This window comes from Nocardioides ultimimeridianus (assembly GCF_054777895.1).
This window is the reverse complement of sequence record NZ_BAAHAB010000002.1, coordinates 18,498-45,479: the sequence shown is the minus strand read 5'-3', so window position 1 is coordinate 45,479 and position 26,982 is coordinate 18,498. Positions and strand designations below refer to the sequence as shown.

Below are 26,982 nucleotides of genomic sequence, written 5' to 3'. Positions count from 1 at the left end.
GAGTTCTGGCTTCTGGTCAGCCGAATCCAGCGCTTCGGTCGACCAGGAGCCAGAACTCGGCATATTTACAGACAGGCTTGACTGTTTGTTTGTACGACGGCAGGCTGGCCCCGTGACCACCGCCGCCCGCGTCCCGCAGGAGGAGCGCACCCGCGCCATGCGGGCACGGCTGCTGGAGGCGACCGTCGAGCTGCTCATCGAGAGGGGCTTCGCCGGCACCACGACTACCCTGGTCTCGGAGCGGGCGGGCGTGAGCCGCGGCGCGCAGCTGCACCACTTCCCGACCAAGAACGACCTCGTCGTGGGCGCGGTCGCGCACCTGACGCAGGTCCGCGGGTCCGACCTCGAGGCGGCGGCCGCCCGCCTGCCGAGGGGCTCCGCGCGCACCGTCGCCGTGCTCGAGATGCTCGGCGAGCACTTCGCCTCCCCGGTCTTCACCGCCGCCCTCGAGCTGTGGGTGGCCGCCCGCACCGACCCGGTGCTGCACGAGGCCGTCGCCCCTCTCGAGCAGCGGGTGGGCCGCGAGACCCACCGGCTCACGGTCGAGCTGCTGGGCGTGGACGAGTCGCTGCCCGGCGTACGCGAGCTGGTGCAGGCGACCCTGGACCTGGTCCGCGGCCTCGGCCTGGCCGGCACCCTCGGCGACGACGCCCGTCGTCGCCACCGGATCCTCAAGGAGTGGGCGCGCACCCTCGACGACGCGCTCGCGGCGAAGGAGAGCAAGTGAACGTGCTGGACGAGGTCGCGACCGACCTCCGCGCCGAGGGCGACGCGCTGCGCGCCGCCGTCGCACCGCTGACCGAGGAGCAGTGGGCGCTGATGACGCCCGCCGAGGGCTGGTCGATCGCGACCACGATCGCCCACCTGCTCTGGACCGACGAGGTCGCGGTCCTCGCCGCGCGCGCGGACACGCCCGAGGGCAAGGAGGCCTGGGACGCGGTCGTGCTCGACGCGATCGCCGACCCCACCGGCTTCGTGGACACCGAGGCGCTGCGGATCGGCGCGACACCGCCGGTCGAGCTGCTCGCGCGCTGGGACGAGGCGCGGCCCGCCCTCCTCGAGGCCCTGCGAGAGGTGCCCGACGGGCAGAAGCTGCCGTGGTTCGGCCCGCCGATGTCGCCCACCTCGATGGCGACCGCCCGGTTCATGGAGACCTGGGCACACAGCCTCGACGTGTACGACGCCCTGGGGCTCTCCCCGGAGCCGACCGACCGGATCAAGCACGTCGCCCACATCGGCGTACGCACCCGGAACTTCTCCTTCGCCAACAACGGCCTTGAGGCCCCGGCCGAGGAGTTCCGGATCGAGCTGACCGCGCCCAGCGGCGAGCAGTGGAGCTGGGGCCCCGACGACGCGGCCCAGAGGGTCACCGGGAGCGCGTACGACTTCTGCCGGCTGGCCACCCAGCGGCTGCACCGCGACGACACCGACCTGGTCGCCGTCGGCGACGACGCCGAGAAGTGGCTGACCATCGCCCAGGCCTTCGCGGGCCCGGCCGGCGGCGGGAGGGCCAAGAAGTGATCCGGATCGCGAACTGCAGCGGCTTCTACGGCGACCGCCTCTCCGCGCTGCGCGAGCAACTGGAGGGCGGAGAGGTCGACGTCATCACCGGCGACTACCTCGCCGAGCTGACCATGCTGATCCTCGGCATGGACACCCTGCGCGACCCGAGCCTGGGCTATGCGCGCACCTTCGTCCGCCAGGTCGAGGAGTGCCTCGGCACCGCGCTCGAGCGGGGCGTCAAGATCGTCAGCAACGCGGGCGGCCTCAACCCGAAGGGCCTCGCCGACAAGCTGCAGGAGGTCGCCGAGGGTCTCGGCCTCACCCCGAAGATCGCGTACGTCGAGGGCGACGACCTCCGTGCCGCGGGGCTCTTCGACGGCGCGCTCACGGCCAACGCCTACCTGGGCGCCTTCGGCATCGCCAGCGCGCTCACCCACGGTGCGGACATCGTCGTGACCGGCCGCACCACCGACGCCTCCGTCGTGGTCGGCCCGGCGATCGCCCACCACGGCTGGACGCCCACCGACTACGACCAGCTCGCGGGCGCGGTCGTCGCGGGCCACGTCATCGAGTGCGGCACCCAGGCCACCGGCGGCAACTTCTCCGGCTTCCGCGACCTGTTCCGCGAGGGCAGGGACATGCGGAAGCTGGGCTTCCCGATCGCCGAGATCGCGGCCGACGGCAGCAGCGTGATCACCAAGCACGAGGGCACCGGCGGTGCAGTCACGGTCGACACCGTCACCGCGCAGCTGCTCTACGAGATCCAGTCGACGCGCTACCTCAACCCCGACGTCACCGCCCACCTGGACTCCATCCGCCTGACCCAGGAGGCCACCGACCGGGTGCGGATCCACCCGGTCACGGGCTCGGCGCCGCCCGAGCGGCTCAAGGTCGCGGTCAACACCCTGGGCGGCTACCGCAACCAGATGGAGCTCGTCCTCACCGGCCTCGACATCGACGAGAAGGCCGCCTGGATCCGCAGCCAGCTCGACGACGCCTTCACCGCCGAGGAGGTGGTCTGGACCCAGACGCCCGCGCGCGGCGGCGACGCCGACACCGAGGAGGGCGCGTCGGTCCTGCTGCGCTGCATCGCCAAGGACTCCAAGCCCGAGCCGCTCGGCAAGCCCTTCACCGGCCCGCTGGTCGAGCTCGCGCTGGCGACGTACCCGGGCTTCACGATGACGGCCCCGCCCGGCAAGCCCAGCCCGTACGGCGTCTACACCCCCGAGTACGTCGACCGCTCCGCCGTCGAGCACACGGTGGTCCACCACGACGGCACCCGCGAGGTCATCGCCGACCCGACCGACTTCGCCGACCCCGCGGAGCTCGACCCGGAGCTGGGCAAGCGGCCCTCGCCGTACCCGGCACCGGCCGACACCATCACCCGCCGGATGCCGCTCGGCACCTTCGTGCACGCCCGCTCCGGGGACAAGGGCGGCAACGCCAACCTCGGCCTGTGGGTGAAGAACGACGGCGCGCCCAACCGGGACGAGCGGGTCCAGTGGCTCGCGAAGGTCGTCAAGGACCGCAAGGTGCGCGAGCTGGTCCCCGAGGCCGCCGACCTCGCCATCGACGTCTACCCGCTGCCCAACCTGGGCGCGGTCAACATCGTGATCCACGGGCTGCTCGGCGACGGCGTCGCCGCCTCCACCCGCTTCGACCCGCAGGCCAAGGGCCTCGGCGAGTGGGTCCGCAGCCGCATCGTCCACATCCAGGAGGACCTCGTATGACCAGCGTGAACTTCGACCACGGCTGGACGCCGGAGCAGCTCGCACTCAAGCAGTCCGCGCGTGCCTTCGCCGAGCGCGAGCTGATGCCGCACATGGAGGAGTGGGAGCGCGCCGGCGAGATCCCCCGCGAGGTCCAGAAGAAGCTGGCACACGCCGGCCTCCTCGGCGTCGGGGTCAAGGAGGAGGTCGGCGGCGACGGCGGCGACCTGCTCGACGCGACCGCGATGCAGGAGGGCCTGATGGCGGCCGGCGTGTCCGGCGGCTTCATGGCGAGTGCCTTCACCCACGGCATCTCGATCCCGCACATCGTCCAGGCGGGCTCGAAGGAGCTGATCGACACCTACGTGCGGCCGACCCTGGCCGGCGACATGATCGGCAGCCTCGGCATCACCGAGCCCGGCACCGGCTCCGACGTCGCCGGCATCACCACCCGCGCGGTCCGCGACGGCGACCACTGGGTCATCAACGGCGCCAAGATGTTCATCACCTCCAGCGTCCGCGGCGACTTCGTCACCACGGCCTGCCGCACCGGCGAGGCGGGTGCCCACGGCATCTCGCTGATCGTCGTACCCAAGGGGACGCCGGGCTTCACCGTCTCCCGCAAGCTCGACAAGATGGGCTGGCTCGCCTCCGACACCGGTGAGCTGTCGTACGACGACGTCCGCGTCCCGGTCACCAACCTGGTCGGCGAGGAGAACCACGGGTTCTACTACATCGCCGACCAGTTCGTGACCGAGCGGATCTGGCTGGCGCTGATGGGCTACGGCCACGCGATGCGCTGCCTGCAGCTCACCGTCGACTACTGCCAGCAGCGCGACACCTTCGGCAAGCCGCTGGTGAAGAACCAGGTGGTGCGGGCCAAGCTCACCGAGATGCACCGCCAGGTCGCGGTCGCGCGGTCCTACACCCACGAGGTCGCGCGGCGGTACGTCGCCGGGGAGAGCGTCATCGCCGAGGCCTGCCTGGCCAAGCAGACGGCCGTCGACACCGCGGTCTGGGTCGCCGACCAGGCGGTCCAGCTGCACGGGGGGATGGGCTACATGCGCGAGTCCGAGGTCGAGCGGCACTACCGCGACGTCCGCCTGCTGCCGATCGGCGGCGGTGCCACCGAGGTCCTCACCGACCTCGCCGCCCGACTGCTGGGGTACGCGTGATGGAGCTGCTCAAGCCGCTGACCGGCGAGGTCTCGCTGCACATGAGGGCAGCGCCGGAGAAGATCTGGGACCTCGTCAGCGACGTCACCCGGATCGGCGAGTTCAGCCCCGAGACCTTCGAGGCCCAGTGGACCCGCGGATCGACCGGGCCCGTGGCCGGCGCCACCTTCAAGGGCCACGTCAAGCGCAACGGCGTGGGGCCGACGTACTGGACGCCGTGCACCGTCACCCGGTGCGTTCCCGGTGAGGTGTTCGAGTTCGCGGTCGGGATGTCGGCCGAGCACGCCATCAACACCTGGGGCTACCGGATCCAGGCCGAGAACGAGGGCACCCGCGTGACGGAGTACTTCCGGCTCACGCCCGCCTGGTACATCCGCGGCTACTGGCTCCTGCTGGGGCGGCTGCGCGGCAAGACCAACGAGCGCGGGATGCGCACGACCCTGGAGAGGATGAAGGCGGTGGTGGAGTCATGACCGAGACGATCGAGCAGGCACCCGAGCTCGCACCCGAGCTCACCCGGCGCGACTCGATGCTGGCCAAGATCGAGGACCTGCACGCCGAGCAGACCAAGGCCGTCGAGGCGGGCGGCAAGTACATCCAGCGCCACCGCGACCGCGGCAAGCTCACCGCCCGCGAGCGGATCGAGCTGCTCGTCGACGAGGGCTCGGCGTTCCTGGAGCTGATGCCGCTGGCCGGCTGGGGCTCCGACTTCGCCGTCGGCGCGAGCATGGTCACCGGCATCGGCGTCGTCGAGGGCGTCGAGTGCATGATCATCGCCAACGACCCCACGGTGAAGGGCGGCGCCCTCAACCCCTGGTCGCTGAAGAAGTCGATGCGGGCCTCGGACATCGCCGAGCAGAACGGCCTGCCGTCGATCAACCTCACCGAGTCCGGCGGCGCCGACCTGCCCACGCAGAAGGAGATCTTCATCCCGGGCGGTCGCGGCTTCCGCAACCTCACCCGCTCCTCGCAGCGCAAGCAGCCCACCATCTCGGTGGTGTTCGGCAACTCGACCGCGGGCGGCGCGTACGTCCCCGGCATGAGCGACTACGTGATCATGGTCAAGGAGCGGGCCAAGGTGTTCCTGGCCGGCCCGCCGCTGGTGAAGATGGCGACCGGTGAGGAGTCCGACGACGAGAGCCTCGGCGGCGCCGAGATGCACTCCCGGATCTCCGGCTCCTCGGACTTCCTGGCGCTCGACGAGCACGACGCGATCCGGCTCGCCCGCCGGGCCGTCGCCCGGCTCAACTGGCGCAAGAAGGGGCCTGCCCCGCGTCCGTCGTACGCCGAGCCCGACCTGGACCCCGACGACCTGCTGGACCTGATCCCGACCGACCTCAAGGAGCCCTTCGACCCGCGCGAGGCGATCCTGCGGATCGTCGACGGGACGTCGGTCGACAACGAGGTGGCGTTCGACGAGTTCAAGCCGCTGTACGGCACGGCGCTGTGCGTCGGCTGGGCGCAGCTGCACGGCCACCCGATCGGCGTCATCGCCAACTCCCGCGGCGTGCTGATGCGCGAGGAGGCCGAGAAGGCCGCGCACTTCATCCAGCTGGCCAACCAGAAGGACACGCCGCTGCTGTTCCTGCACAACACCACCGGCTACATGGTCGGCAAGGAGTACGAGCAGGGCGGCATCATCAAGGCCGGCGCGCAGATGATCAACGCCGTCTCCAACTCCTCCGTGCCGCACCTGACGGTGATCATGGGGGCGTCGTACGGCGCCGGCAACTACGGCATGAACGGCCGCGCCTACGACCCGCGGTTCCTGTTCACCTGGCCCTCCGCGAAGTCCTCGGTCATGGGCCCCGCGCAGCTCGCCGGCGTGCTCGAGATCGTGGCGCGCGAGTCGGCCGAGAAGAAGGGCGAGGTCTTCGACGCCGAGGGCTTCGCCGGCATCAAGGCGATGGTGGAGCAGCAGATCGAGGAGCAGTCGCTGCCCTACGTCCTGTCCGGGATGGTGTACGACGACGGCGTCATCGACCCGCGCGACACCCGCACCGTCCTCGGCATCTGCCTGTCCGTCATCGCCAACCAGCCCATCGAGGGCCAGATGAGCTTCGGGGTGTTCCGACTGTGACCAGAGTCCTTGTCGCCAACCGGGCGGAGATCGCGTCCCGGGTCTTCCGCACCTGCCGCCGCCTCGGCATCGACACCGTCGCGGTGTTCTCCGACGCCGACGCCGACCTGCCCTATGTGGCCGAGGCCGACGTCGCGGTGCATCTGCCGGGCAACGTGCCGACCGACACCTACCTGCGGACCGACCTGATCCTGGAGGCCGCTCAGCGCACGGGCGCGACCGCGATCCACCCCGGCTACGGCTTCCTGTCCGAGAACGCCGCCTTCGCTCGTGCGGTCGTGGAGGCGGGTCTGACCTGGATCGGCCCGGCGCCGGAGTCGATCGAGCAGATGGGCTCCAAGATCGAGTCCAAGAAGCTGATGGAGGCCGCCGGCGTACCGGTCCTCACGGCGCCCGCCTCGCCGACCGACGCCGACCTCCCGCTGCTGGTCAAGGCCAGCGCGGGCGGTGGCGGTCGCGGCATGCGCGTGGTGCGTTCGCTCGCGGCACTGCCCGGCGAGATCGAGGCGGCCGAGTCCGAGGCGCTCTCGGCCTTCGGCGACGGCACCGTCTTCGTCGAGCCGTACGTCGAGAACGGCCGCCACGTCGAGGTGCAGGTCGTCGGCCATCCCACCGGCGTGCTGGTCTTCGGCGAGCGCGACTGCTCGGTGCAGCGGCGCCACCAGAAGGTGGTCGAGGAGGCACCCGCGCCGAACCTGCCCGAGGCGACCCGGACCGCCCTGCACGCGGCGGCGAAGGCGGCCGCCGAGGCTATCGACTACCGCGGCGCGGGCACGGTCGAGTTCCTCTACGACCCCGCGCGCGACGGCTTCTTCTTCCTGGAGATGAACACCCGGCTCCAGGTCGAGCACCCGGTCACCGAGGAGATCTTCGGCGTCGACCTGGTCGAGCTGCAGCTGGAGTCGGCGGGCGTGATCCCGGCGGGCGTCCCGGTCGTGGGCGAGCCGCAGGGCCACGCCATCGAGGTGCGGCTCTACGCCGAGGACCCGGCCGCGGACTACGCCCCGCAGGTCGGCACCCTGACCCGCTTCGACTTCCCTGAGGTCGAGGGGCTGCGGGTCGAGGCCGGCTTCCGGTCCGGCTCGGTGGTCTCGCCGTTCTACGACGCGATGCTGGCCAAGGTCATCGTCGCCGCACCCACCCGCGACGCGGCCGCCCGGCGGCTGGTCTCGGTGCTGCGGCGGGCCCGGCTGCACGGCCTCACCACGAACCGCGAGCAGCTGATCGACGTACTCACCCGCGAGGACTTCCTCTCCGGCGACGTCTCCACCGCGATGCTGGCGCGTAGTTGGGAGAGTGACCCGGAGGTCACTCTGACAACGACGGGACCGCGGATCGCCGCGGGCATCGCGTGGGTCGAGGCGCAGCGGGCTCGGGCGGGGGTCCAGCAGCGGATCCCGGCGGGCTTCCGCAACGTGGTCAGCCAGCCCCAGCGGGTCGAGTTCGCCGACGACACGGTCGCCGAGTGGTGGGGCGAGCGCACCGGCTACCGGGTGGAGGGGGCCACGGTCGTCTCCGCGAGCCCGACCGAGGTGGTGCTCGACGTCGAGGGCGTACGCCGCCGCTACCAGGTCGCCATCGTCGGCAACCGGATCGACGTGGACGGCCCCGACGGCCACACCGCGCTGGAGCGCAAGCCCCGCTTCGTCGACCCGTCGACCCAGGTCGCCGCCGGCTCGCTGCTGGCGCCGATGCCCGGCAGCGTGATCTCGGTCCGCGCCGCCGTCGGCGACGTGGTCGAGGAGGGCCAGATCATCCTCGTGATGGAGGCCATGAAGATGCAGCACACCGTGGCAGCGCCGTACGCCGGCACGGTCAGCGAACTGGCCGCCACCGAGGGCCAGCAGGTCGAGGCGGGCGCCGTACTGGCCGTCGTCGAGGCCACCGAGACAGGAGAAGACGCATGACCGTTCCGTTCACCGAGTCCGAGGAGCGCCTCGCGCTGCGGGAGTCCGTCAAGGCGCTGGCCAGCAAGTACGGCCACGCCTACCTCGCCGAGCAGGCCCGCAAGGGCGAGAAGACGACCGCGCTGTGGGACGACTTCGGCAAGCACGGCTTCATCGGCGTCAACATCCCCGAGGAGTACGGCGGCGGTGGGGGCGGCATGGGCGACCTCGCGGCCGTCCTCGAGGAGGCCTCCGCCGCCGGGGCGCCGCTGCTGATGATGGTGGTGAGCCCGGCGATCGTCGGCTCCATCCTCACCCGCTGCGGGACCGAGGAGCAGAAGAAGCAGTGGCTGCCGGGCATCGCCAGCGGCGAGACGGTGGCCGCCTTCGCGATCACCGAGCCGGACGCCGGGTCCAACAGCCACCAGATCACCACCACCGCCACCCGGGACGGCGACTCGTGGGTGATCAAGGGCCAGAAGACGTTCATCTCCGGTGTCGACGAGGCCGACGTGATCCTGGTCGTGGCGCGCACCGCCGACGCCAAGACCGGCAAGCTCAAGCCGGCGCTGTTCCTGATGCCGACCGACGCGCCGGGTCTGTCCAAGACCCACATCCCGATGGAGTTCGTGGCGCCGGAGAAGCAGTGGACGCTGTTCTTCGACGACGTCCGGCTGCCCACCGAGGCGCTGGTCGGCGACGAGGACGGCGGCCTGTGGCAGCTGTTCGCGGGCCTCAACCCGGAGCGGATCATGGGTGCGGCGATGACCTGCGGCCAGGCGCGCTACGCGCTGGAGAAGGCCGTCGACTACGCCAAGACCCGCAAGGTCTGGAAGGACGTCATCGGCACCCACCAGGCCATCGCGCACCCGCTGGCGAAGGTGAAGATCGAGCTGGAGCAGGCGCGCCTGCTCATGCAGAAGGCCGCCGCCCTGTACGACGCGGGCGACGACTTCACCGCAGGGGAGTACGCCAACATGGCCAAGTACGCCGGCGGCGAGATCGCCTGCAACGCCCTCGACGTCGCGGTGCAGACCCACGGCGGCAGCGGGCTGACCACCGAGCTCGGCCTGGGCAACCAGCTGGTCGCCGCGCGGCTGGGCCGGATCGCACCGGTGAGCCGGGAGATGATCCTCAACTTCGTCGCCATGCACTCCCTGGGCCTGCCGAAGTCGTATTAGTCACAGCTCGTTGGTCACCGCTCGGGCCGGGCCTTCCGGGGCCCGGCCCGGCGGCGGGATAGGTTGCGGCCGTGGGCTTCGTCGAGGATCTGGACCAGGGACAGCGCAAGCGTCCCTGGGCGGGGTTCCCGCTGGCCGTCATCTACAAGTTCTTCGACGACCAGGGCAACTACCTCGCGGCGATCCTGACGTTCTACGCGTTCCTCTCGATCTTCCCGCTGCTGCTGCTGGCCACGTCGATCCTGGGCTTCATCCTGCAGGGCAACCAGCGGCTGCAGGAGGAGGTCCTCGACTCCGCGCTCGGGCAGTTCCCGATCATCGGCGACGCCCTCGGCCGCCCGGAGGGCCTGCAGGGCTCGACCGGCGGCATCGTCGTGGGCGCGCTGGCCGCCATCTACGGTGCGGTCGGCCTCGGCCTGGCGCTGCAGAACGTGCAGTCGGCCGCATGGGCGGTGCCGCGCAACAGCCGCCCGCACCCGGTCATGACCCGGGTCAACAGCCTGGTCATCCTGGTCGTCGCCGGTACGGCGATCCTCGGCATCTCCATCGGCTCCGCGGTCCTCACCTCGACGCGCCTGGTGGGTGCGCTGGCGGCGCACGACTGGTTCTCCTGGCTGGTGCGGCTGATCACCGTGCTGATCCTCGGCGGGATGCTGACGGTGCTGCTGCGGATGGCGGCGGCCCGCAGCCTCAAGGCCGGCGTCACGCGCGCGGCCCCGGGCGCCTTCACCATCGCCGTCCTGTGGCAGTTCCTGCAGCACATCGGGACCATCTACGTCACCAACGTGATCAACGGCGCCCGGCACAACAACATGACGGGCACCTTCGCGGTGGTCCTCGGGCTGATGGGTCTGCTCTACATCGGCGCGATCATGGCGCTGCTGGGCATCGAGGTGAACGTCGTCCTGGCGCGGCGGCTCTGGCCGCGGGCCCTGCTCACGCCGTTCACCGACCGGGTCGACCTCACCGACGCCGACCGGCGCGCCTACGCCATGTACACCCAGATGCAGCGGCACAAGGGCTTCCAGACCGTCACGGTGCGCTTCGACGGCCGCGACGGGAACACCCACGAGATCGAGCTCAACCCGCGGACCGAAGAGGTCATCAAGCAGTACATCCCCGGCTCCCCACCCCGGCCCGAGGCCGAGCACGAGGAGACCCAGCCGATCGATCTGAGCGACCTCCCGCCCTCGATCTAGCCGAGCAGCCGCTCGCGGAGCCGGTCCAGGGTGGCGTCGTCGAGGCCGAGCCCGTCGCGCAGGTAGGCGTCGAGGTCGCCGTACGTCTCCTCGACGGCCTGGTACGCCGCGTGCAGGTACTCCAGGTCGGCGACCAGCGTCGGCTCGAAGATCTCCACGCCCGCCTCGCCGAGGTGGGTGCGGATCTGCTCCTCGGTGCTGGCCCGGCTCTGCGTGGAGCGGATGTTGGTGAGCAGGTAGTCGGCCTCGATCGTCGCCCGGTCGACGCCGGCGAGGTGGTGCAGCAGCGCCGACACCCAGCCGGTCCGGTCCTTGCCCGCGGTGCAGTGGAAGACGTGCGGGCCGTCCTCGGCGAGGGCGCGGAGGACGCCCGCGAACCCGACGCGCGACTTCTCGGAGGTGACGAATCCGCGGTAGGTGCGGTCCATCAGGTCGACCGCGGCAGCGCGGGTGCGCAGGCCCGCGACCTCCTCCATCGGGATGCCCATCACGTCGAAGTGCAGCAGGGTGGTGCCGGGGATCTCCGGGTCCGGGTGCGCGGCGATCTCGCCGGTCGTGCGCAGGTCGATGATGGAGGTGGGGGCGAGCGCCGCGAGCGACGCCAGGTCCGCGCCGGACAGCCGCAGATCGTTGGAGCGGAAGAACACGCCGGTGGCGAGCGGGCGGCCGTCGGCCCCGACGTACCCGTCCCCGGCGACGTCGCGGAAGTTGTCGGCGGTCGCGAGCCGCAGCAGCTCGGAGCCGGCGTTGGTCTCGGCGGTGTCGGCGGTCTCGCTCATGGCCTCACCCTAGGAGTGCGGTCGGTGCGGGCGATGAACGGCCGTGCAACCATTCGGCCCACCCAGCCGGTGATACGGGTATGACCGCAACGATCGACTCCCGCACCGGGAGAGCCTCGGGAGGCCGTGTGGACAGGGAGAGCAGGTCGGACCGGGTCGACTTCGACTCGTTCGTCGCGGCCCGCTCGACGGCTCTGCTGCGTACGGCGTACCTGCTGACCCGCGACCACGCGCAGGCCGAGGACCTCCTGCAGACCGCACTGACCAAGGCCTGGTTCTCGTGGCGCCGGATCTCGGGCGAGCCCGAGCCGTACGTCCGCAAGATCCTGGTCAACACCTACGCGAGCTGGTGGGGCCGCAAGTGGAACGGCGAGCTCGCCACCGACGAGCTGCCCGACCGCAGCGTCTCGGACACCAGCGCCGACGCCGGCAGCACGCACGACCTCTGGCAGGCGCTGGGGCGGCTGCCGCGGCGGCAGCGCGCGGTCGTGGTGCTGCGCTACTTCGAGGATCTCACCGAGGCCGAGACGGCCCACGTCCTCGGCTGCAGCGTCGGCAACGTCAAGAGCCAGTGCAGCCGGGCCCTGACCAAGCTGCGCATCGATCCCGCACTCGTCACCGAGGAGGAGCTGTGAACACCATCCACGACCTGCGGGACACGCTGGCCGAGCACGCCGAGATCCACGACGTCGAGATCGGCACGCGGTCCTCGTCGATCGCCCGCCGGGTCCGCGTCGTACGCCGCCGCCGGGCCGCCGGTGTCGCCGGAGCCGCCGCCGCGGCGGTCGTCGCGGCGACCGTCGGGCTCTCGAACCTCGGGACCGGCACCCACGCGGCTCCCGTCGCGAGCGTCCTCGGCATCGACCTGCCGGCCACGCTGACCTCGACCGGCTACACCTACGACTACGCGAGCTCGGTCACCGCGCCCGCTGGCAGCGACGTCGCCAGCGTCACCGTCGACCCCGCGGACGGTCCGATCCTGGTGTCGTGGGCGACCGAGGGCGCCGACCAGGACGTCCACGTCACGACCCCGGCGACGGACTTCCACTCCGCGCTGCCGGACTTCACCGACTTCGTGCGCGTGGAGCCGGGCGCCGGGAGGACGAAGGTCGAGGTCAGCGGATCGAGCCGTACGGCGCTCGCGGTCTACCACCTGGGCACCACGCCGCCCGCCGGCGTGACGACCGACGGCATCACCTACCGCCGCGACGTCGCCGGACGGCACCTGATCGCGGCGAAGGTCGCGCCCGAGGGCGCCGACCAGCTCTCGCTCAGCCTCACGATGCCCCCGTTCGCCGATCACCTCACGATCTCGAGCCTGTGCGACGCCACGAAGGGCTGGATCGAGGGCACGGTCGACGGCCGGTCGTTCTTCGCCGGGGACTGCGGGTCGAACGGGACCTTCGACCCGGCGGGTGCCGGCTGGCTGGGTATCGGCCAGACGTTCGTGCCCGGACAGCGGGTGACCATCAGGATGCGGCTGCTCGACCGCGAGGGAGGACAGCCGCTCGTCGATCCCCAGGCGCGGCTCGGGCTCGGTGCCTACGAGCCGAGCGAGCAGCAACGGATCGCGGGAATCGGTCTGGAGGGCGTGATCGAGGCCGGTGGGCACACCTGGACCCTGGTGTCGACCGACGAGCAGCTGGTGCGGCAGGGACACCCCGTCCAGGTCGCGCTTCCGCACACCACCGAGCGGGTGATGGCAGTGGTCGCCGCATACGGCGTCAGTCACCGGACGATGATCATCCCGCTCGTCGACGGCCATGACCACGATGCCTGGCTCGGGCTCGAACGCTCGACCAGCCCGGCCTCGGAGCAGGTAGGACCGATCGACGCGACCAGCACGACGATCGGTGCGCGCGTTCGCGGCGCGGCGGCCCACGCTGTGATCGGCGTCTACGAGCTGGCCGACTGATCCTCGGCCGGCTCCGGCCGGTCGGCGCGGGCGATGTGCACGAGCGCATCGCCCGCGTTGACGATCGGTGCTTTCGTCAGGCCGATCACGATGCCGGTGCGGTCGGCGTACACCAGGCGGACCCGGCGCCCGAAGGTGTCGGAGAGCCCGCCGATCCGGCGTCCCGCCTCGACCCAGTCGCCGAGGTGGACGTCGGTGTGCCAGATGCCGGTGCTGCGGGCCCGCACCCAGCCGCTCTCGCGCGACTCGGCCACCAGGGGCGCCGGGCCTGGATCGGTGGCCGGCTCCAGCATGCCCATCGCCTCGAGGACGCGTCGTACGCCGGCGACACCGACCGCGACCGGCTCCTCGTCGAAGCGCAGGATCTCGCCGGCCTCGTAGAGCAGGACGCGGGCCCCGACGTCGAGGGCGGCCTGGCGCAGCGAGCCGTCGCGCAGCCGGGCGTGCAGCATGACCGGGGCGCCGAACGCCTCGGCGAGCTCCCGGGTGCGCGGGTCGTCGAGGTCGCCCCGGATCTGAGGCAGGTTGGTACGCCGGTCCGCGGCCGTGTGCAGGTCGATCCCGAGCTCGCACTTGGTGACGACCTCGGTCATGAACAGGTGGGCGATCCGGCTGGCGAGCGATCCCCGCGCCGACCCGGGGAAGGAGCGGTTCAGGTCGCGCCGGTCGGGCAGGTAGCGGTCGCCGACCAGGAAGCCGAAGACGTTCACGACCGGCACCGCGAGCAGGGTGCCGCGGAAGGTCTTGGCCGAGATCCCGGCGAGCGCCTGGCGGATGATCTCGACGCCGAGCACCTCGTCGCCGTGGATGACGCCGCTCAGCCAGACGACCGGCCCCGGCTCGCGGCCGTGGATGACCCGGACCGGGAGGCTGACGTCGCCGCCGGTGACCAGCCGGGTGATCGGCAGCTCCACGTCCTGCGACGAGCCGGCGCGGACCCGCACGTTGCCGATCGCGAAGGACTCACGCGCCATCGGCCACCCCGCGGTTGCGGCGGCGTACCTGCTTGGGCGGGCGGCCGCCGAGGTAGCTGCGCCCGGAGTCGACCTGGAAGCCCTGGCGCAGCGCCTCGCGGCCGATCAGCAGCCGGAACCCCATCGCGTCGCGGCGGGTCAGCGTCACCTCCGCGGTCACGGTCCGGCCCAGCAGCTCCAGTCGCATCCGTACGACGTACCGCTGCTGCACGTGGCCGGTGCTGCTGCGCACGGGACGCCGGTCGTGGACCGGCAGCTCCACGGTGCGCGCGTCGTCGGCGGTCTTCTGCCAGGGGTGGATCGAGAAGCGGACCCAGGAGGCGCCGTCGCGCTCGAACTCGACCAGGTCGAAGGCGTGCAGCGCGGAGGTGCGGGCGCCGGTGTCGAGCTTGGCCTTGACGTGCTCGACGCCGAGGTCGGGGAGGCCCACCCACTCTCGCCATCCCGCCGCGAGGGCGGTGCTGCTTGAATGGGACGGCGCTCTCCTCGCGCGTCCTGCCTCCTTCGCCACGTCGCTATCCAATCAGGTCGGTCTACAACCGTTATGAAACTCGCGATCCTGTCTCGGGCCCCGCGGTCCTACAGCACCCAGCGCCTGCGCACCGCCGCCCTCGAGCGCGGCCACGACGTGAAGGTGCTGAACACGCTGCGGTTCGGCATCGACCTGACCAATGACCTGCCCGACCTGCAGTTCCGCGGCAAGCAGCTCTCGGACTACGACGCGGTGCTGCCGCGGATCGGCAACTCGATCACCTACTTCGGCACCGCGGTGGTGCGCCAGTTCGAGCAGATGGACGTCTACACGCCCAACACCGCGAGCGGCATCACGAACTCCCGCGACAAGCTGCGCTGCTTCCAGATCCTGTCGCGGCACAACATCGACATGCCGCAGACGATGTTCGTCCAGGACCGCGCCGGCGTGATCCCCGCGATCGAGCAGGTCGGCGGCGCACCGGTCGTGATCAAGCTGCTCGAGGGCACCCAGGGCATCGGCGTGATCCTCGCGCCCGGCCTGAAGGTGGCCGAGGCGATCGTGGAGACGCTGCAGTCGACCCGGCAGAACGTCCTGATCCAGAGCTTCATCAAGGAGAGCAAGGGCCGCGACGTGCGGGCCCTGGTCGTGGGTGACCGGGTGGTCGCGGCCATGCGGCGTACGGCGCAGGGCGACGAGTTCCGCTCCAACGTGCACCGCGGCGGCTCGGTCGAGCGGGTCGAGCTGGACCCGGAGTTCGAGCGCACCGCGGTGCGGGCCGCCCAGATCATGGGCCTCAAGGTCGCTGGTGTCGACATGCTCGAGGGCAACGACGGCCCGCTCGTCATGGAGGTCAACTCCTCGCCCGGCCTGCAGGGCATCGAGGCCGCGACCAACCTCGACGTCGCCGGCGCGATCATCGACTACATCGACAACCAGGTCGCCTTCCCGCAGATCGACGTGCGCGAGCGGCTCGCGGTGTCGACCGGGTACGGCGTGGCCGAGATCGTCGTTCACGGCGACGGCTCGTTCATCGGCAAGACGCTGGGCGAGTCGGGTCTGCGCGACCGCGACATCACCGTGCTGACCCTGCACCGCGGCACCCAGGTGATCCCGAACCCGTTCCCGCACCACGTGCTGGCGGCCGAGGACCGGCTGCTGTGCTTCGGCAAGCTCGAGGAGATGCGCTCGATGATCCCGTCGCGGCCCAAGCGGCGCGCGCGGGTGAAGAAGCTGCCGAAGCAGCCGATCCTGGAGGACTGAGGTCCTGCAGGGTCCTCGACCGGTGGTGCAGGATGGGCGCCGTGACTGAGACCGCCACCGAACTGGTCCACCTCGACATCGCCGACGAGATCGCGACCATCACGCTGGACAGCCCGCACAACCGCAACGCGCTGTCGAAGCAGCTGGTCACCGAGCTGGTCGGCCACCTGTCGACGGTGGGCGCGAGCGCCGACGCCAAGGTCGTCGTGCTGAGGTCGTCGGGGCGGGTGTTCTGCTCCGGCGCCGACCTGTCCGAGGCCTCGACCGTGCCGCTGGAGGACGGGCTGCGCGCCATCGCCGCGCTGCAGCGCCAGCTCCTCGAGCTGCCGCAGCCGGTCGTCACCGTCGTCGAGGGCGCGGCCCGCGCGGGCGGGATCGGGATCGTGGCCGCCTCCGACATCGCGATCGTCGCCGAGGACGCCACTTTCGCGCTCACCGAGGTCAAGCTCGGCCTGACGCCCGCCATCATCTCGCTCACCGTGCTGCCGCGGCTGACCCAGCGGGCCGCGTCACTGACCGCGCTCGGCGGGGAGGTCTTCAGCGGCACCGAGGCGGCGGCGTACGGGCTGGTGACGCGGGCCGTGCCCGCTGCCGAGCTCGACGCCGCCGTGGACGTGATGGTCGCCTCGCTGGCGACCGGCGCCGCTCAGGGCCTGCGCGAGACCAAGGCCCTGCTCAACGCGCCGCTGATCGCCGACATCGCCGCCCGCACCGACGAGCTGGCCGCCCTGTCGGGCCGGCTGTTCGCCTCCGACGAGGCGCGGGAGGCGATGATCGCCTTCCTCAACCGAAAGAAGGGCTGAGGGCGGCCTCGGCCGCCTCGGCGTCCCGCTGGAAGTGGCGCCCCGGGAGGGCGAACAGCCCAACGAGGGCCGCGAGGAAGCAGACCGCGGACACCACGAGGCAGCCCACGGTGAGGCCGGCGAGGAACGAGTCCTGGGCCGCGGACACCAGCGCCGGGTGGTGCCCCGCGATGGCGAACGCCACCGGCACCGATTCCTTCGCGGCGGCGGCCTGGCCGGTGCCCGCGAACGCGCTGCTCAGCAGGTGCGAGCCGAACACCGAGGAGAACACCGAGCCGACGACGGCGACGCCCAGCGTCGAGCCGAGCTCGCGGGTCGCGTCGTTGACCGCCGATCCGACGCCGGCCCGTGAGGGTGGCAGGACGAGCATGATCGACTCGGTCGCCGGGGTGGAGACGAGGCCCATCCCGAGGCCCATCAGCACCATCTGCGGCACGATCACCGTCCAGTACGGCGTGGACGCGTCCACGCTGAGGGCGATCCACGCCATCGCCGTACCGAAGAACGCCAGGCCGGTCACCACCACGACGCGGGTGCCGATGCGCGGCGCCAGCACGCCGCCGAGGACGGAGGCGACCGCGATGGACAGCGCCACGGGCAGGATCCGCGAGCCGGTCGAGAGCGGACCGAAGCCCCGGACGACCTGGAAGTACTGGGTGATCAGGAAGATGAAGCCGGCCAGGGCGAAGAAGTTCGCGGTCACGGCGCCGCTGGCCGCGCTGAAGCGCCGGTCGGTGAAGAGGCGTACGTCGAGCATGGGGTGCTCGGAGGCGCGCTCGGACAGCACGAAGACGGTCACGAGCAGCGCCGTCAGCGCGAAGCCGCCGATGGTCGCGGCGCTGGACCAGCCCCGCTCGGGCGCCTCGATCACCGTGTAGACCAGCGTGCCCAGCATCAGCACCGAGATCGCGAGGCCGCGCAGGTCGAGCGCGGGCACGTCGGGGTCGCGGGACTCGGGGACCAGCCAGAAGGCGAGCACGGCCGCGATGAGGGCGACCGGGGCGAGGGCGAGGAACACGCTGCCCCAGTAGAAGTGCTCGAGCAGGAGACCGCCGGTGACGGGTCCGGAGGCGACACCGACGCCGACGACCGCACCCCAGCCGCCGAGGGCCGCCGCACGCTGCTTCCGGTCGGTGAACGCGTTGGAGATGATCGACAGGGTCGCGGGGAAGATCATCGCCGCGAACGCGCCCATCCCGAATCGGGCCGCGATCAGCGTCGCCGTGGAGTGGACGAGCGCGCCGAGGACGCTGGTGGCGGCGAAGCCGACCAGACCGACGATCAGGGCCGGGCGCCGGCCGAAGCGGTCGGAGAGGCTGCCGAACGCCAGCACCAGCGCGGTGAAGGCGAGGTTGTAGCCGTCCACCACCCACTGCAGGCCGCGGGTCCCGGCGCCGAGCTCGCGGGCGATGCTCGGCAGCGCCACGTTGACGATCGTGACGTCGAGGTTGATCGCCAGCACGGCGACGTACACCGCGGCGAGGATGCCGGCCTTGCGCTTCATGGTGTCTCCTGACGAGATGTTCCCACTGTCAACATCGCCACCCTGACACGCGGATGTTCCCACTGTCAACACTTCGGGCCCGGACGCCCTACGATGCAGGCGTGAGCTCGTACCACCACGGCAACCTGCGCGAGGCCCTCGTCGAGAAGGCCGTCGAGCTGGCGCGCGAGAAGGGGCCGGCCGGCATCTCGCTGCGGGAGGTCGCACGGCGCGCGGGGGTGTCGCACAACGCGGCGTACCGCCACTTCGCCGACCTCGACCAGTTGCTGCAGGAGGTCGCCACGGTCGCGATGCAGGAGCTGGCGAGCGCGATGCAGGCGAAGGTGCGCCGGCTGCGCAGGACCGACCAGGCGGAGCACGCGCGTCGGCGGCTGCGCGCGACCGGTCAGGCCTACGTCGAGTACGCGCTGGCCGAGCCCGGCCTGTTCCGGGTCGCGTTCGACCGCGTCCAGACCGGCGAGCTCACCGGCCCCTACGACCTCCTCGGCGCCGCCCTGGACGGCTGCCTCGAGGCCGGGGTCATGGCGCCTGCGAAGCGCCCGGGCGCCGAGCTGAGCTGCTGGGCGGGCGTCCACGGGTTCGCCATGCTCTACGGCTCCGGTCCGCTGAAGGACACGCCCCGCCGCGAGCGCGACGCCGACCTCGGCCGCCTCCTGGACCGGATCACCGACTCCCTCGCGTGACCCCTCACCCGACCACGGACGCCGCCTAGTAATCTTGAGGACTTGCCACCTCCCGATCGGGAGGGGCTGTGGGACGTGCTCAAGGGGAAGCGTCGATGTCGGATCAGCCTGAGGCTGAGGTGGGCCGCGAGGTCGCCACCGAGCAGGAGTTCGTGGACCGCGTCTACGGACAGCTCGACCATGCCGGGCTGGCGGCCCAGGAGCTCGCCAAGGAGGGTCACGCCCGCGGCAGGCTGGGGCACGAGGGAGGCCTCGTCGAGCGCGACGCCATGGTCTTCCAGGCCGCGAAGCGACTGGCCCAGCTCGACGCGGCCCACGAGGGCCTGGTCTTCGGCCGGCTCGACCTGGTCGACGAGGTCGACCCCGAGCCGCGCTACGTCGGCCGGATCGGCCTGCGTGACGACGACCGCGAGTCCCTGCTCATCGACTGGCGCGCCCCGGCGGCCGCCGTGTTCTACCAGGCCACCGCCGCCGAGCCCAACGGCGTGATCCGGCGCCGCGTCCTGCGCAGCTCCGGCCGCAAGGTGGTCGGTGTCGAGGACGAGCTGCTCGACAGCGAGGCGCTGGAGGCCGCCGAGGCCGCGGGCCGCAGCCTGCCGATCATCGGCGAGGGCGCGCTGATGGCGCAGCTCTCCCGCGCCCGCGACCGGTCGATGCACTCCATCGTCGCGACCATCCAGGCCGAGCAGGACAAGGCCATCCGCGCGCCCGCGAAGGGCGTCGTCGCGATCTCCGGCGGCCCGGGCACCGGCAAGACCGTGGTCGCGCTGCACCGCGCGGCGTACCTGCTCTACAACGACCGCCGCCGCTACGAGCGCGGAGGCGTGCTCGTGGTCGGCCCGTCGGGCGTTTTCATGCGCTACATCGAGCGGGTGCTGCCCAGCCTCGGCGAGACCGCCGTCGCGCTGCGCAGCCTCGGCGAGGTCGTCAGCGACGTGCGCGCCACGCGCCACGACGAGCCGGCGGTCGCCGACCTCAAGGGCTCGGAGCGGATGGCCGAGCTGATCCGGCGGACGGCACGCCAGCAGGCGCCCGGGTCGCCCACCGAGTTCCGGATGTTCTACCGCGACGACCGGCTGGTCCTGGACCGCGGCCGCCTCGGTCAGGTACGCCGGCAGCTGATGTCGCAGGGCCTGCGCAACAAGCAGCTCCCGCGCGTCAACCACGCGCTGCTCGACGCGCTGTGGCGCCAGGTCCGCTCCGAGCGCGGCCGCGAGCGCGGTCGCGAGGAGTTCAACGACGACCTGCTGGGCAGCGACGAGTTCCTCGACTTCGCGCTGGCTTGGTGGCCGCCGCTGGACGCCGCGACGGTGCTGTGCTGGCTGCGCGACCCGGAGCTCCTCTCCCGCGTCGCGGACGGCCTGCTGTCCCGCGAGGAGCAGGCCCTGCTGGCCAAGTCCTGGGCGCACCTGGACCCCGCCCGCCCGATCAGCGGGCAGATCTCGATCGAGGACGTGCCGCTGCTCGACGAGCTGCGCTACCTGCTCGGCGACCAGCCGCAGCGCAAGGTCGACGACGACGGCTACGCGGAGGTCCTCAAGGCGAGCGACCGCGAGGAGCTCCTCACCGCCTCGGACCGTGAGTTCGGCGGCGCACGTGGGTGGGTGGCTCCGACGTACGGCATCGACGACGACCCCTATGCGCACGTCCTGGTCGACGAGGCGCAGGACCTCAGCCCGATGCAGTGGCGGATGGTCGGCCGCCGCGGCCGGACGGCGTCCTGGACCATCGTGGGCGACCCGGCGCAGTCCTCGTGGCCGGTGCGCGCCGAGTCCGAGGCCGCCCGCGCGGCCGCGCTCGAGGGCAAGGCGGTCCACTCCTTCCACCTCTCGACGAACTACCGCAACAGCGCCGAGATCTACGCCTACGCCGCGGCGTACGCCGAGCGGGTCGGCCTCGACGCCGACCTGCCCGACGCCGTACGCCGCACCGGCGCTGAGCCGGTCGAGCTGCAGGCGGGCGACGACCTCGAGGCGACCACCCGGGCAGCGGTCGCCGAGCTGGCCCAGCAGGTGTCCGGGACGGTCGGCGTCGTCGTACCCGTCGCCCGGCGCAGCGAGGTCAACGCCTGGCTGGCCTCCTGGCCCGAGCTCGCCGCCGACGCACCGTCGGCCGCGGCCTCGGCCCGCGACGCCTCCGCCCCGCCGTCGGGCACCGACCGGGTCGTGGTGCTGACCGGCCTCGACACCAAGGGCCTGGAGTTCGACGGCATCGTGGTCGTGCGGCCCCAGGAGATCGAGGCGGAGTCGGCCACCGGCCGCGCGACGCTGTACGTCGTCCTCACCCGCGCGACCCAGCTGCTCACCACGATCAGCTGAGCAGCTGAGCAGCTGAGCCGACGCGGCCGGATGCGACCGGTCGTGCAACCGATGATGATGGTCGTGCGTGTTGGGTGCATGACGAGGAGATCGGGAGCACGGCATGAGCGCTGATGCTGACTTCGCGGCGTTCTACGACGCCACCTGGAACCGCACCGTCGCCTGCGCCTACGCCGTCTCGGGAGACTTCGGGGCCGCGGAGGAGATCGCGCAGGAGGCGTACACCAGGGCCTGGCCACGCTGGTCGAAGCTGCGCGCGTACGACGAGCCCGGAGCCTGGGTCCGCCAGGTCGCGACCCGACTCGCCGTGTCGCGCTGGCGGCGGCACCGGACCGCGCTGAGGCATCTGGCCACCACCCGCGGACCGGAGCCGGTGCGGGGGCCGGACGGCTCGACCGTGGCGCTGGTCGCCGCGCTGCGCGAGCTGCCCGAGGCCCAGCGCCGGGCGTTGGTGCTGCACCACCTGGCCGGCTTCCCCGTCGCGGAGGTCGCGTCGATCGAGAGGTGCCCCCAGGGCACCGTGAAGGCCCGCCTCTCGCGCGGCCGCGCGGCGCTCGCCCAGCTGCTGGGCGAGGGCCAGGACCACACCCAGGATCACACCCGAAGCGGGGACACCGCCCATGCCTGAGCTCTTCGATCTCGACAGCGCCTTCGACGCGCTCACCGACCAGGTCGCCACCCACACCACCGCCCCCGGCGCGGAGCGCGCCACGACGGCCGCTCGTCGACGTCGTACGACGAGGCTGGTCGGCGGCGTCGCCGCCCTCGCCCTGGTCGCGGGCGGTGGGGTGGGGCTGCTCGCCCACCACTCGACCCGCACCGTTGTGGACCCTGCCGACGACATGCCGGCACCGGCGCCGCTCAGCGTCGCCGTCCTGGACGACGTCACCGCCGGCTGGATCTCGGACTGGACCGAGCCGACCAGCATCAAGGACATTCCGAGCGACCTGAACGCCGCGGGCGACGACTGCATGGGCTCGCTGCTGAGCGACGAGCAGGACGGCGACGTGGCGAGCTACGGCGCGTCGGCCTTCCTGTCCGGGCACTCGGTCGCGTTCTCGCGCGGCATGGCGATGAAGACCGAGGCCGCGGCGCAGCAACTGATGGCGGGAGCAGCGCCGTCGAGCGCCTGCAGCGACGTGCACACGTCGGCGCCCGCCCCCGACACCGAGCTGATCACCGCGACCGCTGCCGATGCGAACGGCCACGCCGTCTTCGCGGTGGCCCGCTGGCACGAGCGCCTCGCGTTCGTGGGCGTCTCGGACCCGGCGAGCGCCGACCCCGAGGCCGTCCGCGCCGCGCTGGGCTCGGCGTTGCTCGCCGCGATCCAGGACGACAGCACGGTGAGCGTGATGTCGGGGATCGCCGGCGCGGCCTTTGCCCCCGCCGGGACCGCCAGCGGGACCGCATCGGAGCACCAGTCGTCGTCGATGACCGCCCCGACCGGTGCCCAGCTGCAGCAGGCCCTCGGCTCCTGGGCGAGCGGCTTCGACCCGAACGGGAGCACGACGCGAGCGGTGTCGCCGCCCTCCTGCCTGATGGACGAGGCGGCGAGCGGATCGAGCGAGTCCGTCGGCAACACGGCGGTGGTCGGCCTGAGCAGCTACCCCACCGCCGACGAGGCGAGCCTCGGCCTGAACCTCGCCGCGAAGAGCCTGGCGGGCTGCGGCTTCCGGGTCGAGGGGTCCTGGACCGCAGGCCCGGTGATGGCCACGCGCGGGGGCGACCAGCCGATGACGCTGTGGTTCGTCCTGGCCGGCCAGAACGTCGCCTCGGTCCAGCTCGATGGTGCCACTGCCCCGCCGCAGGGCGTGACCGACGCCGTCGACCAGGTGCTGACCGCCGCCGTCGCGACGGCCCGGGTCGACACGAGCGTCGACGTGGTGAGCCCTCCGGCCGCGGTGATGAGCGCGAGCACCGCCGGCTAGACGTCAGCTCACGCCGTCGAGGATGGCCGGGTCCAGCCCGCGCGAGGTGAGCAGGTCCTCGAGGATGAGCAGCACCTGCCGCGCCAGCCGGTCGACGACCTGGTCCTGGGTCTCGTCGTGGTGGTCGAGCCACCACAGCGTGCCGGCGTCGACCATGCCCATCAGGCTCGCCAGCACGGCGTCGGAGGCCGCGATGGCCCGGTCGGCCTCGTCGCCCACCGCCCGTCGGGCGTGGTCGATCGTCGCGTCGACGATCTCGGAGAGGAACTGCGGTCGGCTCCGGCGGTCGGCCTGCAGGTTGGCCGCCTGTCGCTGGGCGGTGACGAACCGGTAGAGGTGCGGGTGCCGCGCGGCCCAGCCGAACTGCTGGTCGATCATCCGCCGGATCACGTCGTACCGCTGGCCGGTGCTGACCAGCTGCGGCCGCACGTGGGAGAGCAGCTCCTTGCTCGCCTGCCGGGCGACCTCGCGGTCGAGGTGCTCCTTGCTCGCGAACGAGCGGTAGACGTTGGGCCGCGGGATGCCGGCCCGCTCGGCGATCTGGGCCATGCCGACGCCCGGCCCGAGCTCCTCGATCGCGTCGCGGGCGGCGTTCACCAGCGCGGTACGCCGCTCGTCCACATCGATCACAGCAGCACCCTAGCGGTTCTGATACACCTTGTATCAAGCGCTGCGGAGTGGTTCAATCGAGGGCTGATACAGGCTGTATCACCGTCCTTCCCGAAAGGTTCCACATCGTGCCCACCCGCCGCTCGCCCTGGATGGACTCCTCGGAGTCCCTCGACGACTTCCGCGACCTCTGCCGCACCTTCATGGAGAAGGAGGTCAAGCCGAACGTCGAGAGGTTCATCGCGAACAAGGAGGTCGACCGCGACCTGTGGAACCGCGCCGGCGAGGTCGGCCTGCTGTGCTGCTCCATCCCCGAGGAGTACGGCGGTGGCGGCGGCACCTTCGCGCACGAGGCGATCCTCATCGAGGAGCAGGCCAAGGTCGGCGACAGCAGCTGGGGCGTCTCGCTGCACAACGGCATCGTCGCCCACTACATCCTGGCCTACGGCTCGGAGGAGATGAAGCAGGAGTGGCTGCCGAAGCTGGCCTCCGGCGAGGTCGTCGGCGCCATCGCGATGACCGAGCCCGGCACCGGCTCGGACCTGCAGAGCGTCAAGACCAAGGCGATCCGCGAGGGTGACGAGTACGTCATCAACGGCTCCAAGATCTTCATCACCAACGGCCGTCAGGCCGACCTGGTGATCACCGTCGCGAAGACCAACCCGGAGGAGGCGGCCGCCGGCATCTCGCTGATCCTGGTGCCGACCAACAGCCCCGGCTTCTCCCGCGGCCGCGCGCTGGACAAGGTCGGCATGAAGGGCCAGGACACCGCCGAGCTGGTCTACGAGGACGTCCGCGTCCCGGTCACCAACCTGCTCGGCGCCGAGGAGGGCCAGGGCTTCGTCCAGCTGATGATGCAGCTGCCCCAGGAGCGCCTGATCATCGCCGTGTCCAACACCATCGCGATGGAGTACATGGTCGACGAGACCCTGCGCTACGTCCACGAGCGCGAGGCGTTCGGCCGCCCGATCTGGGCCTTCCAGAACACCAAGTTCAAGCTCGCCGAGTGCGCGACCGAGGCGCGGGTGGCCCGGTCCTTCGTCGACGAGTGCATGACGCTGCACCTCAAGGGTGAGCTCGACATCCCGACCGTGGCGATGGCCAAGCTGTGGTGCTCGGAGAAGGCCCAGGAGGTCGCCGACAAGTGCCTGCAGCTGCACGGCGGCTACGGCTACATGAACGAGTACCCGATCGCCCGTGCCTGGGCCGACCTGCGCATCTCGCAGATCTACGGCGGCACCAGCGAGATCATGAAGGAGATCATCAGCCGGACGATGGCGGCGCCGGCCTGATCGACGTACCGAAGCAGACAGCAGCCGCGCGGTCCCCACAGATCCGCGCGGCTGCTGCCTTTTTCCGGCCGGTCCGTCAGCGACGGGACTCGGCGGTGGGGAGGACCGGACCTCCGTGGAAGGCGAAGATCCGGCGCTTGACGATCTTGGGGAGCGGCGACGCGGCACCGGTGAGGGGCATGACCCGGCCGACGGCCTGGTCGCGGGCGGCCTCGAGGATCTTCACGACGGCGGCCTCGGAGCGGCGCAGCCGCGCGTAGGTCTCGTCGACGTCGTCGTGGCTGGCCTGCGTGTCCAGCTGGGCCACGCACATCCGCTCCCAGCGGCTGCGCAGCGCGGCCACCAGGCCGGCGGGGCCGTCGAAGTACGCCGACCACTCCTCGCGCCACGGGACGGCGCCGGTCATGTCGGCGGCGGCTGCGTCGATCGCCTCGCGGATGATGCGGGTGCGCTCGTGGGTCTCGGTCCAGGTCATCGTCGTGTTCCTTCCGGGGAGCTTCGGCGGCGGGTCGCCGCGGTTCACGGGAGGAGGAGTGGCGGGGGTGCCGGGTTGATACAGGGAATTCGGAAAAGTTCTCCGATGTATCAGGAGCACTGGTAACGCGCTCTGAATGTGCGGGACCATGCACCCGTGGACGCTTCGCACCCACTCGCCACGCTGGTCCCCGCAGCCGTGGGAGGAGACCAGCATGCGTGGGACGCCATCGTCGACCGCTTCCTGCCGCTGGTGGGCGCCATCATCCGCGCACACCGGCTCTCCGAGGCTGACGGCGACGACGTCAGCCAGACCGTCTGGCTGCGCCTGGTCGAGCACCTCGGAGCGCTGCGCGAGCCCGACGCGCTGCCCGGATGGATCCGTACGACGACCCGCAACGAGTGCCTGCGCCTGCTCGGTGCGCGGGGCAAGGTCCGCGCGGTCGACCCGCAGGCCGAGCACGGGCTGGACGCCGTCGTACCTGATGCGGCGGGGGAGGAGCTGCTGGCCGCCGAGCGGCGCCAGCTGCTGCGGGAGGCGCTCGCCGAGCTGCCGGCCGGCCGGCGCGAGCTGCTGCTCCTGCTGCTGGCCGATCCTCCCGTGGGCTACGAGCAGATCAGCGCACGGCTGGGCATCCCGATCGGGAGCATCGGGCCGACCCGGGCACGCGCGTTGGAGCAGCTGCGCCGCACACGCGCGCTGCGGGAGCTGGAGGGGGAGAGAGCATGAGTGACCTGAACTGGGACGCGATGTCCGACGACGAGCTGATCGCCGCGCTCGGCGAGGCGGTCGCGGAGGACGCGTCGGTGAGCACGCAGCGCCGCGACGCCGCCCGCGCGGCCTTCACCTGGCGCACCATCGACGACGAGCTCGCCGAGCTGCTGCACGACTCCGCCTTCGACGCGGGGGCCGCGGTACGGTCCTCGGCCGGTACGCCGCGCGCCCTCACCTTCGGCCGCAGCGGCATCACCGTCGAGGTGGAGGTCGACGGCGACCAGGTCCTGGGCGAGGTCGTCGACGGTGCCGGCGCCGCCGTGACGCTGCAGCGTCCCGAGCTCGACGACGTGGCGGTCGAGGCCGACGCTGCCGGCTTCTTCCGGTTCTCCGGGGTCGGTGCCGGCCTGGTGCGCTTCGTGGTGGAGCTGGACGGCTGGTCCCTCACCACGCCGTGGGTGACCCTGTAGCTCGCGTAGTTGTGAGAGTGACCCCTGGGTCACTCTCACAACTACGGGAC

Annotated in this window: 26 protein-coding genes; 20 read left to right on the top strand and 6 right to left on the bottom strand. The window is 71.7% G+C overall.

Annotated features, from left to right (window positions below; all coding sequences use genetic code 11):
* The first annotated feature begins 112 nt into the window (after positions 1-112).
* The 9 genes from ACYU8V_RS00225 to ACYU8V_RS00185 all read left to right on the top strand — a co-directional run bounded on the left by ACYU8V_RS00225 (position 113) and on the right by ACYU8V_RS00185 (position 10,733).
* Positions 113-727 (top strand): TetR/AcrR family transcriptional regulator, encoded by a 615-nt coding sequence (locus tag ACYU8V_RS00225; RefSeq protein ID WP_460844311.1) that lies wholly within the window; start codon positions 113-115, stop codon positions 725-727.
* Complete coding sequence (locus tag ACYU8V_RS00220) at positions 724-1,521, top strand: TIGR03084 family metal-binding protein (protein WP_460844309.1); 798 nt, start codon at positions 724-726, stop codon at positions 1,519-1,521. The genes ACYU8V_RS00225 and ACYU8V_RS00220 overlap by 4 nt, the downstream gene beginning before the upstream one ends.
* Positions 1,518-3,233 (top strand): acyclic terpene utilization AtuA family protein, encoded by a 1,716-nt coding sequence (locus ACYU8V_RS00215; RefSeq protein ID WP_460844306.1) that lies wholly within the window; start codon positions 1,518-1,520, stop codon positions 3,231-3,233. The genes ACYU8V_RS00220 and ACYU8V_RS00215 overlap by 4 nt, the downstream gene beginning before the upstream one ends.
* Positions 3,230-4,387: an acyl-CoA dehydrogenase family protein gene (locus tag ACYU8V_RS00210; protein ID WP_460844303.1), complete on the top strand. Its 1,158-nt coding sequence runs from the start codon at positions 3,230-3,232 to the stop codon at positions 4,385-4,387. The genes ACYU8V_RS00215 and ACYU8V_RS00210 overlap by 4 nt, the downstream gene beginning before the upstream one ends.
* Positions 4,387-4,860, top strand: a complete 474-nt coding sequence (locus tag ACYU8V_RS00205; protein ID WP_460844299.1) for an SRPBCC family protein — start codon at positions 4,387-4,389, stop codon at positions 4,858-4,860. Before ACYU8V_RS00210 ends, ACYU8V_RS00205 begins: the two co-directional genes overlap by 1 nt.
* Positions 4,857-6,467 carry an acyl-CoA carboxylase subunit beta gene (locus ACYU8V_RS00200; RefSeq protein ID WP_460844296.1) on the top strand — a complete coding sequence of 537 codons (1,611 nt, stop codon included), beginning with the start codon at positions 4,857-4,859 and terminating at the stop codon, positions 6,465-6,467. The genes ACYU8V_RS00205 and ACYU8V_RS00200 overlap by 4 nt, the downstream gene beginning before the upstream one ends.
* Positions 6,464-8,374: an acetyl/propionyl/methylcrotonyl-CoA carboxylase subunit alpha gene (locus ACYU8V_RS00195; protein WP_460844294.1), complete on the top strand. Its 1,911-nt coding sequence runs from the start codon at positions 6,464-6,466 to the stop codon at positions 8,372-8,374. Before ACYU8V_RS00200 ends, ACYU8V_RS00195 begins: the two co-directional genes overlap by 4 nt.
* Positions 8,371-9,534 (top strand): acyl-CoA dehydrogenase family protein, encoded by a 1,164-nt coding sequence (locus ACYU8V_RS00190; RefSeq protein WP_460844293.1) that lies wholly within the window; start codon positions 8,371-8,373, stop codon positions 9,532-9,534. The genes ACYU8V_RS00195 and ACYU8V_RS00190 overlap by 4 nt, the downstream gene beginning before the upstream one ends.
* A gap of 71 nt (positions 9,535-9,605) precedes the next feature.
* The gene (locus tag ACYU8V_RS00185) at positions 9,606-10,733 is read left to right on the top strand and encodes a YihY/virulence factor BrkB family protein (protein ID WP_460844291.1); all 1,128 of its coding nucleotides are present in this window, start codon (positions 9,606-9,608) and stop codon (positions 10,731-10,733) included.
* On the opposite strand, the gene ACYU8V_RS00180 is transcribed toward ACYU8V_RS00185, so the two are convergent.
* The gene (locus ACYU8V_RS00180) at positions 10,730-11,512 is read right to left on the bottom strand and encodes a tyrosine-protein phosphatase (RefSeq protein ID WP_460844289.1); all 783 of its coding nucleotides are present in this window, start codon (positions 11,510-11,512) and stop codon (positions 10,730-10,732) included. The two genes, ACYU8V_RS00185 and ACYU8V_RS00180, sit on opposite strands and share 4 nt — an antisense overlap.
* Positions 11,513-11,640: 128 nt before the next feature.
* Here ACYU8V_RS00180 and ACYU8V_RS00175 point away from each other — a divergent pair, with 128 nt between their 5' ends.
* Positions 11,641-12,147 (top strand): SigE family RNA polymerase sigma factor, encoded by a 507-nt coding sequence (locus ACYU8V_RS00175; RefSeq protein WP_460844286.1) that lies wholly within the window; start codon positions 11,641-11,643, stop codon positions 12,145-12,147.
* Entirely contained in the window at positions 12,144-13,427 is a 1,284-nt protein-coding gene (locus ACYU8V_RS00170) for a hypothetical protein (protein WP_460844284.1), read from the top strand. The genes ACYU8V_RS00175 and ACYU8V_RS00170 overlap by 4 nt, the downstream gene beginning before the upstream one ends.
* Here the strand turns inward: ACYU8V_RS00170 and ACYU8V_RS00165 are convergent.
* Together ACYU8V_RS00165 and ACYU8V_RS00160 are read right to left on the bottom strand one after the other, a co-directional pair.
* Positions 13,409-14,401, bottom strand: a complete 993-nt coding sequence (locus ACYU8V_RS00165) for a succinylglutamate desuccinylase/aspartoacylase family protein (RefSeq protein ID WP_460844282.1) — start codon at positions 14,399-14,401, stop codon at positions 13,409-13,411. The two genes, ACYU8V_RS00170 and ACYU8V_RS00165, sit on opposite strands and share 19 nt — an antisense overlap.
* On the bottom strand, positions 14,391-14,912 hold the full coding sequence (locus ACYU8V_RS00160; protein WP_460844280.1) for an ATP-dependent zinc protease family protein: 522 nt from the start codon (positions 14,910-14,912) through the stop codon (positions 14,391-14,393). The genes ACYU8V_RS00165 and ACYU8V_RS00160 overlap by 11 nt, the downstream gene beginning before the upstream one ends.
* A 33-nt stretch (positions 14,913-14,945) precedes the next feature.
* Between ACYU8V_RS00160 and ACYU8V_RS00155 the strand changes: the two genes are divergently transcribed.
* Positions 14,946-16,136, top strand: coding sequence for a RimK family alpha-L-glutamate ligase (locus tag ACYU8V_RS00155; protein ID WP_460844278.1), 1,191 nt, complete (start codon positions 14,946-14,948; stop codon positions 16,134-16,136).
* A gap of 32 nt (positions 16,137-16,168) precedes the next feature.
* Complete coding sequence (locus ACYU8V_RS00150; RefSeq protein WP_460844276.1) at positions 16,169-16,939, top strand: enoyl-CoA hydratase-related protein; 771 nt, start codon at positions 16,169-16,171, stop codon at positions 16,937-16,939.
* Here the strand turns inward: ACYU8V_RS00150 and ACYU8V_RS00145 are convergent.
* Positions 16,920-18,443, bottom strand: a complete 1,524-nt coding sequence (locus ACYU8V_RS00145) for a DHA2 family efflux MFS transporter permease subunit (protein ID WP_460844274.1) — start codon at positions 18,441-18,443, stop codon at positions 16,920-16,922. The genes ACYU8V_RS00150 and ACYU8V_RS00145 overlap by 20 nt on opposite strands.
* A 101-nt stretch (positions 18,444-18,544) precedes the next feature.
* On the opposite strand from ACYU8V_RS00145, the gene ACYU8V_RS00140 reads away from it, so the two are divergent.
* From ACYU8V_RS00140 to ACYU8V_RS00125, 4 genes are all read left to right on the top strand, one after another.
* Complete coding sequence (locus ACYU8V_RS00140) at positions 18,545-19,126, top strand: TetR/AcrR family transcriptional regulator (protein WP_460844272.1); 582 nt, start codon at positions 18,545-18,547, stop codon at positions 19,124-19,126.
* A gap of 95 nt (positions 19,127-19,221) precedes the next feature.
* Positions 19,222-21,444 carry a HelD family protein gene (locus tag ACYU8V_RS00135; RefSeq protein WP_460844270.1) on the top strand — a complete coding sequence of 741 codons (2,223 nt, stop codon included), beginning with the start codon at positions 19,222-19,224 and terminating at the stop codon, positions 21,442-21,444.
* A gap of 103 nt (positions 21,445-21,547) precedes the next feature.
* Entirely contained in the window at positions 21,548-22,072 is a 525-nt protein-coding gene (locus ACYU8V_RS00130; RefSeq protein WP_460844268.1) for a SigE family RNA polymerase sigma factor, read from the top strand.
* Positions 22,065-23,372 (top strand): hypothetical protein, encoded by a 1,308-nt coding sequence (locus ACYU8V_RS00125; protein WP_460844266.1) that lies wholly within the window; start codon positions 22,065-22,067, stop codon positions 23,370-23,372. Before ACYU8V_RS00130 ends, ACYU8V_RS00125 begins: the two co-directional genes overlap by 8 nt.
* A 3-nt stretch (positions 23,373-23,375) precedes the next feature.
* Here the strand turns inward: ACYU8V_RS00125 and ACYU8V_RS00120 are convergent, their stop codons facing one another.
* Positions 23,376-24,002: a TetR/AcrR family transcriptional regulator gene (locus ACYU8V_RS00120; protein WP_460844264.1), complete on the bottom strand. Its 627-nt coding sequence runs from the start codon at positions 24,000-24,002 to the stop codon at positions 23,376-23,378.
* A 107-nt stretch (positions 24,003-24,109) separates the two neighbouring features.
* On the opposite strand from ACYU8V_RS00120, the gene ACYU8V_RS00115 reads away from it, so the two are divergent.
* Positions 24,110-25,273: an acyl-CoA dehydrogenase family protein gene (locus tag ACYU8V_RS00115; RefSeq protein ID WP_460844263.1), complete on the top strand. Its 1,164-nt coding sequence runs from the start codon at positions 24,110-24,112 to the stop codon at positions 25,271-25,273.
* A 76-nt stretch (positions 25,274-25,349) separates the two neighbouring features.
* Here ACYU8V_RS00115 and ACYU8V_RS00110 read toward each other — a convergent pair whose 3' ends face one another.
* A complete protein-coding gene (locus ACYU8V_RS00110) occupies positions 25,350-25,748 on the bottom strand; it encodes a hypothetical protein (RefSeq protein ID WP_460844261.1) in 399 nt (132 codons plus the stop codon).
* Between the two features lie 156 nt (positions 25,749-25,904).
* Between ACYU8V_RS00110 and ACYU8V_RS00105 the strand changes: the two genes are divergently transcribed.
* Positions 25,905-26,477, top strand: coding sequence for an RNA polymerase sigma factor (locus tag ACYU8V_RS00105; RefSeq protein WP_460844259.1), 573 nt, complete (start codon positions 25,905-25,907; stop codon positions 26,475-26,477).
* On the top strand, positions 26,474-26,932 hold the full coding sequence (locus ACYU8V_RS00100) for a hypothetical protein (RefSeq protein WP_460844257.1): 459 nt from the start codon (positions 26,474-26,476) through the stop codon (positions 26,930-26,932). Before ACYU8V_RS00105 ends, ACYU8V_RS00100 begins: the two co-directional genes overlap by 4 nt.
* Positions 26,933-26,982 lie beyond the last annotated feature (50 nt).

What these genes read in the sequence shown, in the direction of transcription:
- ACYU8V_RS00135 (WP_460844270.1), top strand. Translation starts at nt 19,222, where the DNA reads ATGTCGGATCAGCCTGAGGCTGAGGTGGGCCGCGAGGTCGCCACCGAG.
- ACYU8V_RS00210 (WP_460844303.1), top strand. Translation starts at nt 3,230, where the DNA reads ATGACCAGCGTGAACTTCGACCACGGCTGGACGCCGGAGCAGCTCGCA.
- ACYU8V_RS00125 (WP_460844266.1), top strand. Translation starts at nt 22,065, where the DNA reads ATGCCTGAGCTCTTCGATCTCGACAGCGCCTTCGACGCGCTCACCGAC.
- ACYU8V_RS00180 (WP_460844289.1), bottom strand. Translation starts at nt 11,512, where the DNA reads ATGAGCGAGACCGCCGACACCGCCGAGACCAACGCCGGCTCCGAGCTG.
- ACYU8V_RS00110 (WP_460844261.1), bottom strand. Translation starts at nt 25,748, where the DNA reads ATGACCTGGACCGAGACCCACGAGCGCACCCGCATCATCCGCGAGGCG.
- ACYU8V_RS00100 (WP_460844257.1), top strand. Translation starts at nt 26,474, where the DNA reads ATGAGTGACCTGAACTGGGACGCGATGTCCGACGACGAGCTGATCGCC.
- ACYU8V_RS00130 (WP_460844268.1), top strand. Translation starts at nt 21,548, where the DNA reads ATGAGCGCTGATGCTGACTTCGCGGCGTTCTACGACGCCACCTGGAAC.
- ACYU8V_RS00190 (WP_460844293.1), top strand. Translation starts at nt 8,371, where the DNA reads ATGACCGTTCCGTTCACCGAGTCCGAGGAGCGCCTCGCGCTGCGGGAG.
- ACYU8V_RS00145 (WP_460844274.1), bottom strand. Translation starts at nt 18,443, where the DNA reads ATGAAGCGCAAGGCCGGCATCCTCGCCGCGGTGTACGTCGCCGTGCTG.
- ACYU8V_RS00200 (WP_460844296.1), top strand. Translation starts at nt 4,857, where the DNA reads ATGACCGAGACGATCGAGCAGGCACCCGAGCTCGCACCCGAGCTCACC.
- ACYU8V_RS00205 (WP_460844299.1), top strand. Translation starts at nt 4,387, where the DNA reads ATGGAGCTGCTCAAGCCGCTGACCGGCGAGGTCTCGCTGCACATGAGG.
- ACYU8V_RS00150 (WP_460844276.1), top strand. Translation starts at nt 16,169, where the DNA reads ATGGGCGCCGTGACTGAGACCGCCACCGAACTGGTCCACCTCGACATC.
- ACYU8V_RS00155 (WP_460844278.1), top strand. Translation starts at nt 14,946, where the DNA reads ATGAAACTCGCGATCCTGTCTCGGGCCCCGCGGTCCTACAGCACCCAG.
- ACYU8V_RS00165 (WP_460844282.1), bottom strand. Translation starts at nt 14,401, where the DNA reads ATGGCGCGTGAGTCCTTCGCGATCGGCAACGTGCGGGTCCGCGCCGGC.